The 16,386-nt window shown below is 70.8% G+C and carries 20 protein-coding genes and 1 pseudogene; 5 read left to right on the top strand and 16 right to left on the bottom strand.

The window, feature by feature from the left end; translation table 11 throughout:
• Nucleotides 1–70: 70 nt before the first annotated feature.
• A complete protein-coding gene (locus tag QSK26_RS37850; RefSeq protein WP_285780173.1) occupies nucleotides 71–1,147 on the bottom strand; it encodes a sialidase family protein in 1,077 nt (358 codons plus the stop codon).
• 193 nt (nucleotides 1,148–1,340) lie between these two features.
• Between QSK26_RS37850 and trpD the strand changes: the two genes are divergently transcribed.
• The gene (gene trpD / locus QSK26_RS37845) at nucleotides 1,341–2,438 is read left to right on the top strand and encodes an anthranilate phosphoribosyltransferase (RefSeq protein ID WP_285780172.1); all 1,098 of its coding nucleotides are present in this window, start codon (nucleotides 1,341–1,343) and stop codon (nucleotides 2,436–2,438) included.
• Between the two features lies 1 nt (nucleotide 2,439).
• Here trpD and QSK26_RS37840 read toward each other — a convergent pair whose 3' ends face one another.
• From QSK26_RS37840 to QSK26_RS37825, 4 genes are all read right to left on the bottom strand, one after another.
• Nucleotides 2,440–2,562, bottom strand: coding sequence for a hypothetical protein (locus QSK26_RS37840; RefSeq protein ID WP_285780171.1), 123 nt, complete (start codon nucleotides 2,560–2,562; stop codon nucleotides 2,440–2,442).
• Between the two features lie 29 nt (nucleotides 2,563–2,591).
• Nucleotides 2,592–2,750, bottom strand: coding sequence for a hypothetical protein (locus tag QSK26_RS37835; RefSeq protein ID WP_285780170.1), 159 nt, complete (start codon nucleotides 2,748–2,750; stop codon nucleotides 2,592–2,594).
• A 111-nt stretch (nucleotides 2,751–2,861) separates the two neighbouring features.
• Entirely contained in the window at nucleotides 2,862–3,092 is a 231-nt protein-coding gene (locus QSK26_RS37830) for an SDR family NAD(P)-dependent oxidoreductase (protein ID WP_285780169.1), read from the bottom strand.
• On the bottom strand, nucleotides 3,074–3,268 hold the full coding sequence (locus tag QSK26_RS37825) for a hypothetical protein (RefSeq protein ID WP_285780168.1): 195 nt from the start codon (nucleotides 3,266–3,268) through the stop codon (nucleotides 3,074–3,076). The genes QSK26_RS37830 and QSK26_RS37825 overlap by 19 nt, the downstream gene beginning before the upstream one ends.
• 79 nt (nucleotides 3,269–3,347) lie before the next feature.
• Between QSK26_RS37825 and QSK26_RS37820 the strand changes: the two genes are divergently transcribed.
• Entirely contained in the window at nucleotides 3,348–3,929 is a 582-nt protein-coding gene (locus QSK26_RS37820) for a TetR/AcrR family transcriptional regulator (RefSeq protein ID WP_285780167.1), read from the top strand.
• Between the two features lie 68 nt (nucleotides 3,930–3,997).
• Here the strand turns inward: QSK26_RS37820 and QSK26_RS37815 are convergent, their stop codons facing one another.
• The gene (locus tag QSK26_RS37815; RefSeq protein WP_285780166.1) at nucleotides 3,998–4,486 is read right to left on the bottom strand and encodes a GNAT family N-acetyltransferase; all 489 of its coding nucleotides are present in this window, start codon (nucleotides 4,484–4,486) and stop codon (nucleotides 3,998–4,000) included.
• A 120-nt stretch (nucleotides 4,487–4,606) separates the two neighbouring features.
• Between QSK26_RS37815 and QSK26_RS37810 the strand changes: the two genes are divergently transcribed.
• Together QSK26_RS37810 and katG are read left to right on the top strand one after the other, a co-directional pair.
• Nucleotides 4,607–5,044: a Fur family transcriptional regulator gene (locus QSK26_RS37810; RefSeq protein WP_285780165.1), complete on the top strand. Its 438-nt coding sequence runs from the start codon at nucleotides 4,607–4,609 to the stop codon at nucleotides 5,042–5,044.
• 32 nt (nucleotides 5,045–5,076) lie between these two features.
• Complete coding sequence (gene katG, locus QSK26_RS37805) at nucleotides 5,077–7,308, top strand: catalase/peroxidase HPI (RefSeq protein ID WP_285780164.1); 2,232 nt, start codon at nucleotides 5,077–5,079, stop codon at nucleotides 7,306–7,308.
• Nucleotides 7,309–7,365: 57 nt separating this feature from the next.
• On the opposite strand, the gene QSK26_RS37800 is transcribed toward katG, so the two are convergent.
• Nucleotides 7,366–8,280, bottom strand: a complete 915-nt coding sequence (locus QSK26_RS37800) for a CU044_5270 family protein (RefSeq protein WP_285780163.1) — start codon at nucleotides 8,278–8,280, stop codon at nucleotides 7,366–7,368.
• The gene (locus QSK26_RS37795; RefSeq protein ID WP_285780162.1) at nucleotides 8,280–8,942 is read right to left on the bottom strand and encodes an RNA polymerase sigma factor; all 663 of its coding nucleotides are present in this window, start codon (nucleotides 8,940–8,942) and stop codon (nucleotides 8,280–8,282) included. Before QSK26_RS37795 ends, QSK26_RS37800 begins: the two co-directional genes overlap by 1 nt.
• Nucleotides 8,943–9,158: 216 nt before the next feature.
• Here QSK26_RS37795 and QSK26_RS37790 point away from each other — a divergent pair, with 216 nt between their 5' ends.
• Nucleotides 9,159–9,407, top strand: a complete 249-nt coding sequence (locus tag QSK26_RS37790) for an aroma-sacti cluster domain-containing protein (RefSeq protein ID WP_285780161.1) — start codon at nucleotides 9,159–9,161, stop codon at nucleotides 9,405–9,407.
• Between the two features lie 190 nt (nucleotides 9,408–9,597).
• Here the strand turns inward: QSK26_RS37790 and QSK26_RS37785 are convergent, their stop codons facing one another.
• From QSK26_RS37785 to QSK26_RS37750, 8 genes and pseudogenes are all read right to left on the bottom strand, one after another.
• A complete protein-coding gene (locus QSK26_RS37785) occupies nucleotides 9,598–9,927 on the bottom strand; it encodes a VWA-like domain-containing protein (protein WP_285780160.1) in 330 nt (109 codons plus the stop codon).
• A 163-nt stretch (nucleotides 9,928–10,090) separates the two neighbouring features.
• Nucleotides 10,091–10,165, bottom strand: a pseudogene (locus tag QSK26_RS37780) (hypothetical protein); the annotation flags it as partial.
• 113 nt (nucleotides 10,166–10,278) lie between these two features.
• On the bottom strand, nucleotides 10,279–11,757 hold the full coding sequence (locus tag QSK26_RS37775; RefSeq protein WP_285780159.1) for a HEAT repeat domain-containing protein: 1,479 nt from the start codon (nucleotides 11,755–11,757) through the stop codon (nucleotides 10,279–10,281).
• 120 nt (nucleotides 11,758–11,877) lie between these two features.
• Nucleotides 11,878–12,270, bottom strand: a complete 393-nt coding sequence (locus tag QSK26_RS37770) for an LppU/SCO3897 family protein (RefSeq protein WP_285780158.1) — start codon at nucleotides 12,268–12,270, stop codon at nucleotides 11,878–11,880.
• A gap of 333 nt (nucleotides 12,271–12,603) precedes the next feature.
• Entirely contained in the window at nucleotides 12,604–13,275 is a 672-nt protein-coding gene (locus QSK26_RS37765; RefSeq protein ID WP_285780157.1) for a hypothetical protein, read from the bottom strand.
• 163 nt (nucleotides 13,276–13,438) lie between these two features.
• Entirely contained in the window at nucleotides 13,439–13,576 is a 138-nt protein-coding gene (locus QSK26_RS37760) for a hypothetical protein (protein ID WP_285780156.1), read from the bottom strand.
• Nucleotides 13,577–14,016: 440 nt separating this feature from the next.
• On the bottom strand, nucleotides 14,017–14,820 hold the full coding sequence (locus tag QSK26_RS37755) for a barstar family protein (protein WP_285780155.1): 804 nt from the start codon (nucleotides 14,818–14,820) through the stop codon (nucleotides 14,017–14,019).
• A gap of 165 nt (nucleotides 14,821–14,985) precedes the next feature.
• On the bottom strand, nucleotides 14,986–16,185 hold the full coding sequence (locus QSK26_RS37750) for a cytochrome P450 (RefSeq protein WP_285780154.1): 1,200 nt from the start codon (nucleotides 16,183–16,185) through the stop codon (nucleotides 14,986–14,988).
• Nucleotides 16,186–16,386: the final 201 nt, after the last annotated feature.

Raw genomic sequence — 16,386 nt, 5'->3', positions numbered from 1 at the left:
AGATCAGAAATTAGCGGGAATCGTCAGGGTGATCCTGGTCTGCGCGACGGCAGCCGGCGAGCGCCGACGGTCAGCCCTCCAGGGCGGCGACCGGGATGGCCTCGAAGGCGATACGGCTGTCCGGGGTCCAGTCGCCCGTCTCGTACAGCAGGCCGACGGTGGCGGCGTCCAGCAGCACCATGGCGGAGTAGGCGGCCGGCAGGCCGGACACCTCGTACCCGGTCCGCCAGGTGCGGCCGTCGTCCTCGCTGACCCGCAGGGCCATGGCGGCGCGGCCGGAGGCGTCCGGGCTGGGATGGGACGGGCCGGAGTACAGCAGCCTGCCGTCGCCGAGGGTGATCACGCTGCCCTGGCAGATCGCACCGCTGATCGTGGTCTGCGGCCGGTAGGGCCGCTCCAGGGTCCGCCCGCCGTCCCGGCTGATCGCGTCGGCGCGGTTGCCCGGCTGGCGGTCGCTCGCGCAGCGGCAGTTGAAGTAGAGGGTCTGCCCGTCGGCCAGCAGGGTGACGGTGGCCTCGTCCTCGTTGATCTCGTTGTTCGGGTTGGAACTGGTGAAGCCGAGCGTCCAGGTCCTGCCGCCGTCGTCGGAGTAGACGCAGTGCCCGCCGGAGTACTTCGGGTGCGCGCCGGTGCCCGCCCTGGTGTGGTTGCACGGGATGACGAGCCGCCCGGCGTGCGGGCCCGCCGCGATGGCGACGCCGTGCCCGGGACCGGTGGCGTACCAGCGCATCCAGTCCGCGCGCACCTGCCCGGTGATCTCGGCGGGTGCGGACCAGGTGGCCCCGTCGTCGGCCGAGCGCTGGACGTACACCCGGCGGGCCGGGGCCGCGCCGGAGGTGATCTCCGACCAGGTGTCGCCGCCCCGGTTGCGGCACGACAGCAGGACGAGGTCGCCGGAGGCGGGGTCGGTCACGACGGCGGGGTTCCCCGCGGTGTCGTGGCCGTGCGACAGGACCTCCCGCAGGGGCGACCAGGTGCGTCCGCCGTCCGTGCTGCGCCGGGACACGATGTTGATGTCACCGGCGTCGCCCGGTTTCCAGCGTCCCTCGCACAGGGCGACGAGCACCCCTGCGGAGGTGAGGGCCAGCGAGGGGATCCGGAACTGCGCGAAACCGCCGTCCCCGGCGTTGAAGGGGATCGAAGCCATGAGGGGTCCTCCCGGAGGGATGGCTGGGTCCTTCAGGTTAGAATCCCAGCATGATCACGCGCTTGAACGGCTGGTGGCCCGTCTCCTAGGCGGCCACCTTCTCCTGCGCGCACCCACCGGCCGCCTCGACGAGGCGGCCGTCGTCGTGTCACCGGCGACCTCGTCAGGGCCAGCACCCGAGGAACGAACGCCCATGACATCGACGACACCCCCCATCACGCCCGCCCGCTCGTGGGCCGGGATCCTCGGCATGCTGCTCGACGGCCGGGACCTCACCGGCGAGGACACGGCATGGGCGATGGGCCGGGTGGTCCGCGGCGAGGCGACCTCCGCCCAGATCGCCGGCTTCCTGACCGCCCTGCGCGCCAAGGGCGAGACCGCCTCGGAGCTCGGCGGACTGGTGGACGCCCTGCGCGGGCACGCCACGAAGGTGCCGATCCCCGGCCTCTTCGTGGACATCGCGGGCACCGGCGGCGACCGTACCGGCGCGGTCAACATCTCCACCATGGCCGCCGTCGTCGCCGCGGCCACCGGGGTGACCGTGGTCAAGCACGGCGGCCGGGCCGCGTCGTCGACGTCGTGCGGCGCCGCCGACCTGCTCGAACACCTCGGCGTATCGCTGGAACCGACCCCGGAGCGGGCCGCGCGGGTGGCCGCCGAGGCCGGCATCACGTTCCTTTTCGCCCCCGCGTTCAACCCGGGGCTGCGTCACGTCGCCGCCGCGCGCAGGGAGCTCGCGGTGCCGACGGCCTTCAACCTCCTCGGGCCGCTGATCAACCCGGCCGACCCCGGGCGCCAGGTGGTCGGGGTGGCCGACGCCCGGATGGCGCCGGTGATCGCCGGTGTGCTCGCCGCCCGCGGCTGCTCCGCCCTGGTCGTCCGGGGCCGCGACGGGCTGGACAAGCTCACCACGGTGACCACGTCGCAGGTCTGGACGGTGACCGGCGGCCGGGTGACGGCGACCGAACTCGACCCCCGCGACCTCGGCCTGCCCCGCGCCGAGCCCGCCGACCTGCGCGGCGGCGACGCCGCGCACAACGCCGCCGTCCTGCGCGCGCTGCTCGACGGCCGGCGCGGGCCGATCCGCGACGTGGTGCTCCTCAACGCCGCGGCCGCCCTGGTGACGCTCACCCCGTCCACCGTCCCGTCCACCACCCCGTCCACCACCCCGTCCACCGTCCCGCTCGCCGACCGGCTCGCCGCCGCGCTGGCCCGGTGCGCGGAGGCCGTGGACTCCGGTACGGCCAGGGCGACGCTGAACCGCTGGGTCGAAGCCGCCCGGCAGGAGTGACTCACCCGATGCGGCCCCCGACCAGCGCCAGGTCCGGCGGCGCCAGGGTCGTCCACCAGCGTTCCGGAGGCTCGTCACCCTCTCCCGCGGCCTCCCCCGCGATCTCCTTCAGCCGCCCGCGCACCTCGGCACCGCGCGCGAGCCCGGACCGGGCTACTGCCGAGGACGCACCGGAACGAAGGCCGTGAGCACCAGCACCAGGCCGACGAACAGGTGGACGCCAGACGCACCCGGATACGCCGTGGCGTACGGGTCTTCCAGGACGAGCGACAGGGCGGTGGCCTCCGGGGCGATGACCCAGAGCGCTCCCACGGCGCACATCCCGCCCCGGGAAGAAGCGGGGAAAGCCGACGCCGCTCATCGCCGCCGGGACCTCGGCGGGACGGCTCTCCCCTCCGGGAGCGGGCCGGGTAGGGACCTCGGTCACACCGGGTACGTGACGCCGGTCAGTTCCTCGGAGATCGTCCACAACCGGCGCTGGGCGGTCACGTCGTGGGACCGTGCGCTCGACCGGACCACCTTCGGGTGCCCCTTGCTCTCGCCGAGCCCGTCCGGACCGTAGTACTCACCGCCCCGAGCGGCCGGGTCAGTCGCGGCGCGCAGCGTGGGCAGGGCGCCCATCTCGGCGGTCTGGATCAGCAGTGGCCGGAGCACGGCGAAGACGGCCCGGAATCAGCGCGGACCGCCCGTACGGCCAGCACCACCGACGCCCCGCGCGCGGCGAGCACCTTGGCGGTCTCGAAGCCGACACCCGTGTTGGCGCCGGTGATCACAGCCACCCGTCCGTGCTGTCCGGGCACGTCGGCGGCGGTCCACCGCGATCGCGGCATGAGTCCTCCAGGTATAATCGGGGCGACCGTTCCGGTTAGGCCATACCGGAACGCACGCCCCGTTTGTCCAGGAGGGTCGTTGACCGAGAGATCCAGGCCGCTGCGCGCGGACGCCGCCCGCAACCGGGCACGCGTGCTCCAGGTCGCCTACGAGACGTTCGCGCAGGAGGGCGCCGCGGTCCCGATCGACGAGATCGCCCGCCGGGCGGGCGTGGGCGCGGGCACCGTGTACCGGCACTTCCCCACCAAGGAGTCGCTGTTCCAGGCGATCGTGGCCGACCGGATGCACCAGGTCATCGAGCGGGCCCTCGCCCAGGCTGCGGCCGACCCCGGGGAGGGGCTCTACGCGTTCCTGTTCCAGATGGCCGAGCAGGGCGCGACCGACCTGGGGCTGACGGACGCCGTCGCGGGGGTCGGCTTCGACCTGGCCGAGGCGCTCCCGGACGCCGAGCGGAAGTTCATGGACACCGTGGCCGACATCCTCGCCCGGTCCCAGCGCGCCGGGACCGTGCGCTCCGACGTGGACGCGGCCGACATCAAGACCCTGATCGTCGGGCTACAGGCGATGCGGCGGTTCCGCGGCGACAGCGAACTCATGCACCGCGTCTACCCGCTGATCCGGGCCGGCCTGGCCGTACCGGAGCCGCCGCGGAGCGCCTGAGCGCGGCCCCGCCCCATGCCCGTATCACCGAGGCGAGAGGGCGGAACCGGCTCGACGGGCGGAGTGACTCAAAGCTGCCGGTACATGATGTGCAGTCCGACGTAGCCGTGAACCGGATGGTGGAAGCCTTCCGGAAGGGTGGTCATCACGTCGAAGCCGAGAGACCTCCACAGCGCCACCGCCCGGGTGTTGGTCTGCACGACGGCGTTGAACTGCATCGCCCGGAAGCCGTCCTTGCGCGCCTGCTCCAGGACATGCTCGCCGAGCGCCCGGCCGACGCCCCGGCCGGAGTGGCCCGGATCGACCATGAAGCTCGCGCCGGCGATGTGCGCGGCGCCGCCACGGTGGTTGCGGACGCTGTTGGCCGTGCCCAGGACGGTTCCGTCCGCGTCCACGGCGACGAAGGTGCGGCCCGGCGGCTTGGGGAACCACATCTCCCTGGCCTGGGACTCGGTGGTGTCCCGATCCCAGGAGAACGTCTTACCAGCCCGCACGATGCCCTCCATGAATGCCCACATCCTGGGCCAGTCGTCCGGCATCGCCTCTCTGATCAGCATGAACGCCAGCATGGGGCAGCCGGGTGGGTGCCGCAACCGCATTCCTTACCTGACAAGGCACTAGACTTGGATCATTCGTTGTCTTGTACTATTCGCGTTTATGCATGTAGGTATGGCGCCATGACCGTATCCAGTACTCCGACCACCGCCGAGGAGCTGCGAGGTGCGGGTCTGCGGGTGACGGCCGCCCGCGTCGCGCTGCTTGAGGCCGTCCGGGACGGTGACCACCTCGGCGTCGAGGCGATCGCCTCCAGGGTGCGCGACCGCGTCGGCCACATCTCCCTCCAGGCCGTGTACGAAGCCCTCCACGCGCTCACCGCGGCGGGGCTCGTACGCCGCATCGAACCGGCAGGCAGCCCGGCCCGGTTCGAGGGGCGCGTCGGGGACAACCACCACCACATCGTGTGCCGGTCGTGTGGGGTCGTCGCCGACGTGGACTGCGCGGTCGGCGAGGCGCCCTGCCTGACCGTGCCCGGTGACCACGGCTTCTCGATCGACGAGGCCGAGGTCATCTACTGGGGCCTGTGCCCCACCTGTTCCACCGCCCGTAGTTCCTGAGCACCGTGATCCCTGATCCGGAAGGATTTCGCATGTCTGAGAACCATGATGCAATCGTCACCGACCCGAAGTCGGAGGGCGAAGGCGGCTGCCCGGTAGCGCACGGGCGCGCGCCGCACCCGACCCAGGGCGGTGGCAACCGCCAGTGGTGGCCGGAGCGGCTCAACCTGAGGATCCTTGCGAAGAACCCCGCCGTGGCCAACCCCCTCGGTGAGGAGTTCGACTATTCCGAGGCGTTCAAGACCCTTGACCTCCCCGCCGTGAAGCGGGACATCGCGGAGGTGCTGACGACCTCGCAGGACTGGTGGCCCGCCGACTACGGCCACTACGGCCCGTTCATCATCCGGATGGCATGGCACAGCGCGGGCACCTACCGGATCAGCGACGGCCGCGGCGGCGCCGGGGCCGGCCAGCAGCGCTTCGCCCCCCTCAACAGCTGGCCGGACAACGCGAACCTCGACAAGGCCCGCCGCCTGCTGTGGCCGGTCAAGAAGAAGTACGGCCAGAAGCTCTCCTGGGCCGACCTTCTGATCCTCGCCGGCAACGTCGCCCTGGAGACGATGGGCTTCAAGACCTTCGGCTTCGCCGGCGGTCGCGCGGACGTCTGGGAGCCTGACGAGGACGTCTACTGGGGCCCCGAGTCCACCTGGCTCGGCGACGAGCGTTACACCGGCGACCGGGAGCTTGAGAACCCGCTCGCCGCGGTCCAGATGGGCCTCATCTACGTCAACCCGGAGGGCCCGAACGGCAACCCGGACCCGCTGGCCTCGGCCCGCGACATCCGCGAGACGTTCCGCCGGATGGCGATGAACGACGAGGAGACGGTCGCCCTGATCGCGGGCGGCCACACCTTCGGCAAGACCCACGGCGCGGGCCCGTCCGACCACGTCGGCCCCGACCCCGAGGCCGCCTCCATCGAGGAGCAGGGTCTCGGCTGGAAGAACACCTTCGGCACCGGCAAGGGTGGCGACACGATCACCAGCGGTCTTGAGGGTGCGTGGACGAACACCCCGGTGGCCTGGGACAACAGCTTCTTCGAGATCCTGTTCGGCTACGAGTGGGAGCTGTCCAAGAGCCCCGCGGGCGCCAACCAGTGGAAGCCGAAGGACGGCGCCGGGGCGGGCACCGTGCCCGACGCCCACGACCCGTCGAAGACCCACGCCCCGACGATGCTGACGACCGACCTCGCGCTCCGCGTGGACCCGGTCTACGAGCAGATCTCGCGGCGCTTCCTTGAGAACCCCGACGCGTTCGCGGACGCCTTCGCCCGCGCGTGGTTCAAGTTGACCCACCGCGACATGGGCCCGGTGGTGCGCTACCTCGGCTCGGAGGTCCCGGCCGAGACGCTGCTGTGGCAGGACCCCCTCCCCGCGGTGACGCACGAGCTCGTCGGCGCCGAGGACGTCGCCTCCCTCAAGGCCCAGGTCCTCGCCTCGGGCCTGTCGGTGTCCCAGCTCGTGTCCACCGCGTGGGCGTCGGCCTCGTCCTTCCGCGGCAGCGACAAGCGCGGCGGCGCCAACGGCGCGCGCGTCCGCCTGGAGCCGCAGAGCGGCTGGGAGGTCAACGACCCCGACCAGCTCGCGACGGTGCTGCGCGCCCTGGAAGGGATCCAGGAGTCCTTCAACGCCGCGCAGACCGGCGGCAAGAAGATCTCGCTCGCCGACCTGATCGTGCTCGCCGGTGCCGCCGCCGTCGAGCAGGCCGCCAAGGCCGCCGGCTTCGACGTCGAGGTCCCCTTCACGCCGGGCCGCGTGGACGCGTCGCAGGAGCAGACCGACGTGGAGTCGTTCGCCGCTCTTGAGCCGACCGCCGACGGGTTCCGCAACTACCTCGGGAAGAGCAACCGGCTGCCGGCCGAGTACCTGCTGATCGACCGGGCGAACCTGCTGACCCTGAGCGCCCCCGAGCTGACCGCCCTCATCGGTGGTCTCCGCGTCCTGGGCGCGAACCACCAGCAGTCGCCGCTCGGCGTCTTCACCACGACCCCCGGGTCGCTGACCAACGACTTCTTCGTCAACCTGCTCGACCTGGGCACGACGTGGCGGGCGACGTCCGGGGACGCGAACACGTTCGAGGGCCGCGACGCCGCCACCGGCGAGGTCAAGTGGACCGGCAGCCGGATCGACCTCCTCTTCGGGTCGAACTCCGAGCTGCGCGCGCTCGCCGAGGTCTACGCGAGCGACGACGCCAAGGAGAAGTTCGTGCGGGACTTCGTCGCGGCGTGGGACAAGGTCATGAACCTCGACCGGTTCGACCTGGTCTGACCTGATCATGACGTCCAGGTCGGCCCACACCGGCCGACCTGGACGTCCTCCGCTTGATCAGGGCAGCTCGCCCGGCTCGTCCACGATGCCGGAGGCCAGCAGGGACATGCCGAACGCCTCACCGTCACGCACGGACTTGTTGCCGAGGTAGTGGTAGTCCACCGCGTCGAGGATGAAGTAGTGCTTACCGGCGTCTCCCGTGTCGAATACGACGCCTATCCCCTTGCGCCCGTCCAGGTCCGTGGCGTTCTCCTCGATCGTGACATTCGGGATCTTCGCCAGGGCCCGGTACATCGTCGCGATCCTGTCCGGAGGGATCACGGGCCCGTACTTCATGTACCACCCGATCGTCCCGAAGGCCCTCGCATCGGCCTCGGTTCCCGGCGGGCACTCCGGCAGGCACATCGACCAGGCCATCCGCTCGTTCTCGGAGGCGCGGAAGTGCGCCAGCAACGCGTCCGGGTCGACGGGGAGGTCCGCCAGCTCCCGCTGGGTCCGGGCGGGGTTCGTCCGCGCGTCCGGTTCGCCGTCGCCGATCTTCAGCTCGCTCCCCTCCTGACGGAGGGCCGACCTCTCGCCGTCCATCCGGCTCCAGAGCTCGAACGTCGGCAGGTCACCGCCCGGCATGTGCTGTGACTCCTTGACGTAGAACCACTGGTCCGGGCGGATGTCGGCGGGCTTGGCCCGCGCGGCGACGAGCGCGGCGTTCTCCAGCACCACTACCGCGCCCGGCGGCCGGGCCACCGGCGACCGGTCCCCCGGTCCCTCCACGCCGACGAACTGCGACGTGATCACCACGGCGGCGAGAACCCCGGCCAGGGCGACACCCCAGCGCAGGCGAAGCGCGGGCCGCCGGCGAGGCGCCGGAGAACCACCTCTGATCCCGGCGAGCAGCCGGCGTTCCTCGGCCCGCAGGTCGGGCCGCATCGGGACCTCTTCGCGCAACCTGTTGAGAAGTTCGACCTCATCCATCACTTCGTCCTTTCCTCCGCATCCGTCGGATCGATGTCGCCGAGCACCCGCCGTAACCTGCTCCGAGCCCGGTTCACCCGCGACCGCACCGTCCCCACCGGCACACCGAGCGCCTGCGCGGCCTGCTCGTACGTGAGCTCCGCCCACGTCACCAGCAGCAGCGCGTCCCGGTGCCCCCGGGAGAGCTTCGCCAGCGCCGCGGCGAGCCGGCGCCGCGCGCCGTCCGTGGCCACCCGCTGATCGACGTGATCGGTGAACGGCTCGATCACCGGGTCCGCCCCCGTGCGGCTCAGCGCCCGGTACAGGCCGATCTCGCGACGGCGGTGCCGCCTCACGAGGTTGGTCGCGATGCCGTACAGCCACGGCCGCGCGTCACCGCGGGTCAGGTCGTAGGACTCCCGGTGCTGGAAGGCCACCGCGAAGGTCTCGGCGACGATGTCCTCGGCGGGATCCTGCCCCAGCCGCCTGATGACGTAGCGCTTGAGCGCCGGCGCGTGGCGGACGAACAACGCGGCGAATCGTTCGGGCTCGTGCCGCGACTGTTCGATCACCGCGGCGTCGTCGGCCGCCTCCCCGTCCGCGGGCAGAGCTCCCCCGTCCGCAGGCGGAGTCTCCCAGTCCGCGGGCAGGGGCGGTGGGGCTGCCCGGCTCTCCTGTCGCATCTCTTACCTCTCGGGTGTCCGTCATGACACCGGTGATTGCCACGAGAGGGCCCCACGGTTCCCTTTTCGTTCACACCCAGCGGCGGAGGACGGACCGCGTCCCGTAGCCTGCTCGACCAGGGCGTGAGCCATACGATCGTCGGGTGGTCCGCCGGAGCGGTCGCGCAGACGATGAAAGGACCCTTTCCAGCCCACGGTCGAAAGGCAGCGAACGTCATGACCTTCAACGCGCTGGACGCGCTCCGCGAAGCGGGCATCGTCCATGCGAAAACCTCCCCGGCGGCGCTTCACGTTCTCGCCGAGCTGAGTGAGAGCGAGGTCCAGATCCTTGGCTCGCTCAGCGCGCGCATGAAGGAGGCCATGAAGCCGGAAGTCCTGGCCCACTCGGAGGAGGGCGGCGAGGAGAGTCCGTGCGTGGCCTACAGCTGCCCCCACTTCGGCCATGACGGCCCCGTCGGGAACTGAGCGGCCGTCCGGAGCGAGTCCGGCGACCTTGGCGACGGCGTCGAGGCCGTCCACGGCCCGGCCGACGACCTCGATGCCGGGTTCGGCGTTGAGCATCGCAAGACCTCCCGATCCTTGGCAACCAGGCTGGCACTACACCGTGCCCGCCGACTGGCCAGACCCAAGCCGGTGAACGTTTCCGGTCACAGCACTAACCGATGGCGACCACCCGCGCCCATGCCGGTGGTGCGTCGGGCAGGTAATCGGGATCGTCCTCGGGTCGGGCGCCTCTCGTCCGGGGGAACAGTCCCACCACCGTCCGGCACGGTGGCCGCGTGTCCGGCCAGGGGGTTTGGCCGTCGGTCAGGATCACGATGGCGTCCGGCCGCGGGCGGGCCCGCAACGCCTTGGCGAAGCCCGTACGCAGATCCGTCCCGCCACCGCCCACCAGCGTGATTCCCTCCGCGCGGCACAGCGGGTCCACCACCCGGGCCGCCGCGTCGCAGGACAGCACGCTGACCAGGTCGCGCCGGCCGCCCACGACGCGGACGATCGCGGCGACCTCGACGAGGGCGCTCGCCGAGTTCGGCGTCGCTGACCGACCCGGAGGTGTCGATGACCACGGAGACCCGAGGCGGCCTGCGCCGCAGGCTCGGCAGGACGACGCCGGGCAGGCCGGCGGACCGCCGCGACGGCCTGCCGTAGGTGTAGTCCTCACCCGCGCCCGGGCCGGAGACCGCCGAGCGAACCGCCGAGCCGAGCAGTTCCCGCCACGGCTGCGGCGGGTGGAACGCCTCCTCCGCCCAGCGCCGCCACCCCTTCGGGACATCGCCGGAGCGCGCGCCGTACGCCGTTCTTCAGCCGGGCCGGCCACCGGAGCGACGTTCCCCGGTCATCGGGACGTACCACTTCGGAGCAGCCGCCGCAACTGCCCGGCGGTCCTGGCGCCCACGTACCCCTCGGCCGCCGACAGCAGGTCCGCCAACTCGCCGCGGAGACGATCGGGGCAGTGTCCGTGGGAAGCCTCGGCGGAATGACGGGAGCACCAGGAGACGAGGTCGACGCGAGCGCGATCGCGCAGTGCCTCGTCCGGGCCGGCGATCAGGAGCAGATCCGCCCTGACCCGGGTCCAGCCGTCCCGTGCGGTGAGCAGCCGGTGGGCGGCCAGCCGTACGTGCCGAGGGCGGTCCGTGACCAGCAGCGCCCACAGCCGCTCGACCGGTACGCCGGCGCCTGTCGCACGCAGGGTGTCGGCCACGTGCCGCACCACCACCGGCGCGGGATCCTCAAGCATGGCGGCGAGGTCGACCGGCACGCCCAGGCGGCGAAGCGTCCGCACCGCCTCGGCCCGGACCCGGGGGCGCGGGTCGTCGAGACGGGGAAGAACCAGATCGGCGTCGGAGCGGGAGCCACAGTCGCCCAGCCCGGCCAGCAACCCGCGCAGACCCGGGCCGGAGGGGGCCTCGAGACGGCGCCGGTACAGCTCGGCCGGGTCACCGCCCGCCCGGCGCACCCCCCACTGGGCGGTCAGACGCATCATCGACGCCTCATCCCCCAGGAACCGCGGGGCGAGGTCGGTACGGCCGAGCCGCACCAGCGCGGTGAGCGCCTCGACGCGGACTCGCGCCGAGGCGCTGTCCAGGAGTTCCACCAGGAGGTCGGGCCGGTTCCGGGAGAGCGCCTGGGCGGCCAGGACCTCGGCGCACCGGGTCCGGGAGAGGATGTCGGGCTCGTGCAGCGCCGCCTCGGCGAGCCGCCGCCGATCCAGCCGTCCGGCCTCCAGCAAAACGTCGAAGACGAACCGCCGCGCGCGCAGGTCGGCGCACCCGCGTACGACGCCGAGCGTGTCGTCGTCGGCCCGCAGCAGGGCCTCGCGGACCGTCTCGATGACACCGTGCCCCCGCTGCCGGTCCCTGAGACGCACCGCCACCGGAACGACCGCCGCCAGCGCCGCCACCTCCGCCCGGGAAAGCACATCCGCCAGGACGCGCAGAGCCCGGTCCCGGACGGCGCCGGCCCAGTCGGCGGCCCGGATGGCCAGCACCGGGAGCAGCCGGACATCACTGCGCATGGCCGGCTGCGCGACCGCGCGCTCTCGCTCGCGGCCGTCCCGGTCGCAGGCGGCCAGCGCGACCGCGAGGGCGTTGTCCCCCGCGGCCCACGCCGACGAGACGCGCCGGTCGCGGTAGCCGTACCCCCGCGCACGCAGCGCCGAGTCGAGATCGATCCAGATCTCCGGTCCGGTCGCGGCCACGACATCCAGGGCCCGCTCGGCGAGCTCATCATCGGAGACGACGCCGAACAGGGCACCGGCAAGCCGGTCCAAAGAATCCCGCTCACCACGCACGACCGCGAGAGCCAGCCGCCTCACCATCGGCTCATCGCCATGCCCCGTCAACCGAATCCCCGGCCCGCGTCATCTTCTTTCAGGAATGCACCACGGTTACGCTCAAGCTCGCCCTGTACGGCTCGCGCCTCACGGGAGAGAACACTATTTCTTGGGAGCCAGGCAGAGCACGTAGCCCTCTTTGCCCTCCTCGCCTTCCCAGAAGGTCTGGTCCACGTCGGGGAAAGCCGAACAGATCGCGCCCTCCTCGTCCGCGTCCCATTCCTGCCGGGTCTTGGCCTCGACCCGGCCCGCGACCGTGATCGTGGCGGCCGGGTCGGTGCAGTCGACGACCTTGAACTCTTCGGCCGTGGAGCCGGCCATGCAATCGCCGGCCTCGGCGATCTCCGGGGCTCCGGTCATCTGGCTGTAGACGAAGCCGGCGCCCAGGACGACGGCGGCGGCGATGGCATAGCCGACGACATGCTTACCGACGAACTTGCCGGCACGCACTGCCTTCTGACCGGACGTGGTGGGCTGCTGGGGGGTTTCCGTCATCTCTCTTATCCTGCTTGGCGATGAATGCAGGGCACGAACTTACCGGATCACGTGTGCCCTTCCACACGAATTTCTGGGATCCGCCGGAAAGCCCGAGCATTCGGCCGTTGACGAGAACACATCCGGATGACGATCGCGGAGTGCGGATTGCTGGAAGGTCGGCCACCGGACGTTTTGGCCTGGCGATACGACCGAAAAGGATCGCGCCGCAATGGATGAACGCGCGCGTGGAAGCCGCATCCGCTTTCCTTCATCGTGGCCTTCTCGGCCATGCGCGACTTCCGTGAGGCCGGTCAGGGGGAATGATCGGGGCTCGCGGTCGATCGGTGTGGCTTACTCGGGCTGTTTCGCGTCGAAGGGCAGCCGGGAGAACAGCGGGTACAGGGCCACCTCTGTCTCCGGGATGACGATGTCGTCGCCGAGCGGCTTCAGGCCGGCGAGGCGTTGCCATAAGGCCGAGTTCCGCTTCGACGAGGCTTCGCAATAGATTTCCCGCCTGGCTTCCACGCAGTACCGGACGATTTCCTCGGTCAGCGCGAACACCCCGCCCTTGCCCTGGGCGGCCGGCCGTACCCCCGCCAGGGCCACGTGCAGATGGGGCGGCAGATCCTGCGGATAACGAGCGTCGAGCAGCCTGATCAGGTCGAGGCACCGGGCTGCCGCGGGACCGGTGGCGTCGCCGATGGCGGTGTGGAATCGCTCCAGTTCCGCCGCCGTGACCGGGTTGGCGGGCTCCGCCACCATGGCCCCGCAGTGGTCGGAGGTCACCAGCGCGAAGCCGTCGTGATCCAGCATGAACTCGATCCAGGTGCGCATGAAACCACGTACGTAGCGTTCACGCCGCGGAATGTCCTGCGGGATCATCCACGACACGACGGGGTCGGGCCCGCTGAACGCGTCGGTCATGATGTCGGTGACCAGTTCGAGGTCATCGGTGAGCGCGGCTGTGTGCATCCTCGCCTCCAGGGTGATCACGCGGCCCGCCGGGCCTGTGCGAAGTGCCATGCCGGCGCGGTCGGCGAGGGGAGCCCAGGCGTGCGCGTACGCCGGCGACGTCCCACCTCGTTCACCTGTCCCCCGGAGTCGGAGGCCCGCCGGGACAGCATGCTCAAATCTCCGACCGGCGTGGATGTACGCGCGTCGGATGCTTCCCCACGGTGCAAAGGGGTCAGATTTTGTACAGCTTGTGGAATGGCGTCGTGATGCGTTCCCGCCGCGAGCCGAAGTCGACCAACACGGCGACCTCGTCTTCTACGCCGATGACGACGCCAAGACCATATCGGTCATGGGTCACCTGGTCGTTCATGCTGAACCGCTCGGCAGGCGGGGCGGGGGGCGGAGGCTTGAAGGGACTTGTCGGCAGGTGACGACGGGGCGCGCCGCTAGCTGGCTTCATCCCCTCCAGTATGTGCCGCCCGGGAGATCGTTCGCGACGGAAGAGCGCCATGAAGTTCATGGGGTAAGCCAGGATCCGTTACCTGACCTGGGTTTTCCCGCAAAGACGTCCTGTAGTTCCACATTTGGAACGGGGTGTCGGCGACGACTTCGCCGCGTTCGACCCGGCCGCGTACGAACAGTCTCACCCACCCCCACACCGCCACATGGGTGGAGCGCGCCCCCGCCCCCGTCAGCGGCCTCCCAGGGCCAGCGCCTGATCCGACCCGCGCGGCTCGGCGTCCGGCATCAGGAACGGGCCCTGGCACCTTTCTGTGGCCGGCGTCATCGACCGATCGGCCGTCCGGCTCTTCATCGCCTCAGCGTGACGTCCACACCGTGCTCGCGGAAGATGTCCTGTATGACGTCGAAGTAGGTGGAGTGTCCGTCCGGCCGCTCCATCGGAGTCGCGAGCGACTCCCGAGCGATGTGGGAATCGTGCCAGATCAGCGTGAACGGCGTCTGTGCCCCGAACCTCCCGCGTAGGCAGTCGTTCAGCGCATCGAGGTTGCAACCGAAGTAGCCGCCCGGCCCGTTGATCGCCTCTCCGATCGCGAGGTAGAAGCCGGCCTTGTCGGTGATGTGCGATCCGTCGAGATCATAGGTTCGCCCTGGGGAACGGTCAGGCCGGTCCGTGGGCGCGCGCCGGTCGCGACGGACGAGAGTCAGCCACTCCTCTCTGGCCGCCCCCTCGTATCCGGCCCACAGATTGGGCCGGTCAGGTCTGGCCGTCAGCCAGCGCTCCCAAACATCACGCGCGCAGGCAAGGGGGCTGTCGTATCCCCACTCGCCGACCAGATCCACGCGCTCAGAACCGAGCGCCGACGGACGACAGTCGATGATCTGACTCAGCCACAGGTCCACCAGCGGTTCCCCAGCGGCGTCGAGCATCCGCAACCCTTCCAGGCCCAGTGGGTTCCGCCGGCGATAGCGCTTGGACCCGCTGAGGTAGTCACGCATCCGCTGGACCGGCAGGCACCCCAGCAGCTCAATCGTCACGGGCTCGTCGTCATCCCTCGACTCGACGAAGAGTCCTTCGGCATCGAGGCACTCCCCCAGAACCAGGTCATCCCCATCGATCAGCAGGAACTTCGGCCGGACAGATTCCCCAGGCATCACACTCTAGAAATACCGCCTTTTCATCCAGGAAGGGCCCGGCGGGCGCCGGCCTGCCCCCTGCCCCGGTTCGAAGGGGGTCCGCCGGTGCCGCGGCGAACCCCCGTTGCCTTCGATCCCCCTGCCTGCGCCACCATCGCGGCCGCACCGGTCACCGGCCGGCGGTCACCCGTCCCAGGTGACCGGGAGGCTCTTGACCCCGTAGACGTCCGCGGTCTCCGGCCGCAGATCGACCTCGTCGGCGGGTACGGCCAGGCGCAGCGTGGGGAAGCGGTTGACCAGCGCGGGGAGGGCGACCCGCATCTCGACGCGCGCCAGTTGCTGCCCCAGGCACTGGTGGATGCCGTGGCCGAAGGCCAGGTGCCCGGTGGCCTGGCGCCGGATGTCGAGAACGTGCGGATCGGCGAAGCGCTCGGGGTCACGGTTGGCGGTGTTGTACGACAGGATGACCACCGAACCGGCCTTGATGGTCCGGCCGCCCACCTCGACGTCCTCCAGTGCCGTCCGCATGAACGTCTTGACGACGCTCAGATACCGCAGCAGCTCCTCGACGGCCTGGTCGGTGAGCGCGGGGTCGGCGCGCAGCGCGGCCAGCTGCGCCGGGTTCCGCAACAGCGCGAAGGTGCCCAGCCCCAGCATGTTCGCCGTGGTGTCGAACCCGGCCGACAGCAGGATCAGGCTCATCCCCTGCAGCTCCTCATCGGTCAGATCGCTGTCCATGAGGTCGCTGAGCACGTCGTCGGCGGGGTTCGCGCGCTTGGCGGCCACCAGCTCCGCGAGGTACTGCTGAGTCGCGGTGTAGGCCGCGATCAGCTCCTCCTCACTGGTCTCCCCGCCGAGGCACGAGTCGATCTGCTCCTGGAAGCGCCCCCGGTCCTCGTACGGCACCCCCAGCAGCTCACAGATCACGATGACGGGGATGGGCTTGGCGAACGCGGTCACCAGGTCCGCCGGCGGCCCGGCCTTCTCCATGGCGTCCAGCTGGTCGGCGGTGATCTGCTCGACGCGTTCGGTGAGCTGCCGCATCCGCCGTACGGTGAACTTGCCCACCAGCGGTTTGCGGTACCGGCTGTGCTGGGGCTCGTCCATCAGCAGGAACTCACCGGGCGGCGCCGGGGGGAAGTCCATGCCGCTGAGGTCCATCAGCGGGTGGTGGCGCAGAAGCTCCTTGCGTGAGCTGAACCGCGGATCGGCCAGGACCGACCTGACCAGGTCGTAGCCGGTGATCAGCCAGCCCTCGTGTCCGTCGGGGAAGGGGAAGCGGCTGATGGGGCTGTGCCGGCGTGCCTCGATCAGCTCTGCCGGCGGGTCGAAGGGGCAGCCGGACCGACGCGCGGTCGGCAGCGTCGTGATGGTGTGTTCCATGGTCATTCCTCGGAGTTCCTGGCAACTCAGGAGATCTTGCGGCGGTAGGTGTTCATGGCGAAGGCGTAGGCGATGACGAGGATGCCGACGCACCAGGCGAGGGCGATCCAGATGTCGGTGCCGACCGGCTGCCGGGTGAACAGGTCGCGGATGGCGTTGACGATGGAGGTCACCGGCTGGTTCTCGGCGAAGGCGCGCACC

The organism is Microtetraspora sp. NBRC 13810, assembly GCF_030268685.1.
Classification (GTDB): Bacteria; Actinomycetota; Actinomycetes; order Streptosporangiales; family Streptosporangiaceae; genus BSRQ01.
The sequence above is the reverse complement of the archived record's forward strand: the minus strand, read 5'-3'. Positions and strand labels throughout refer to the sequence as shown.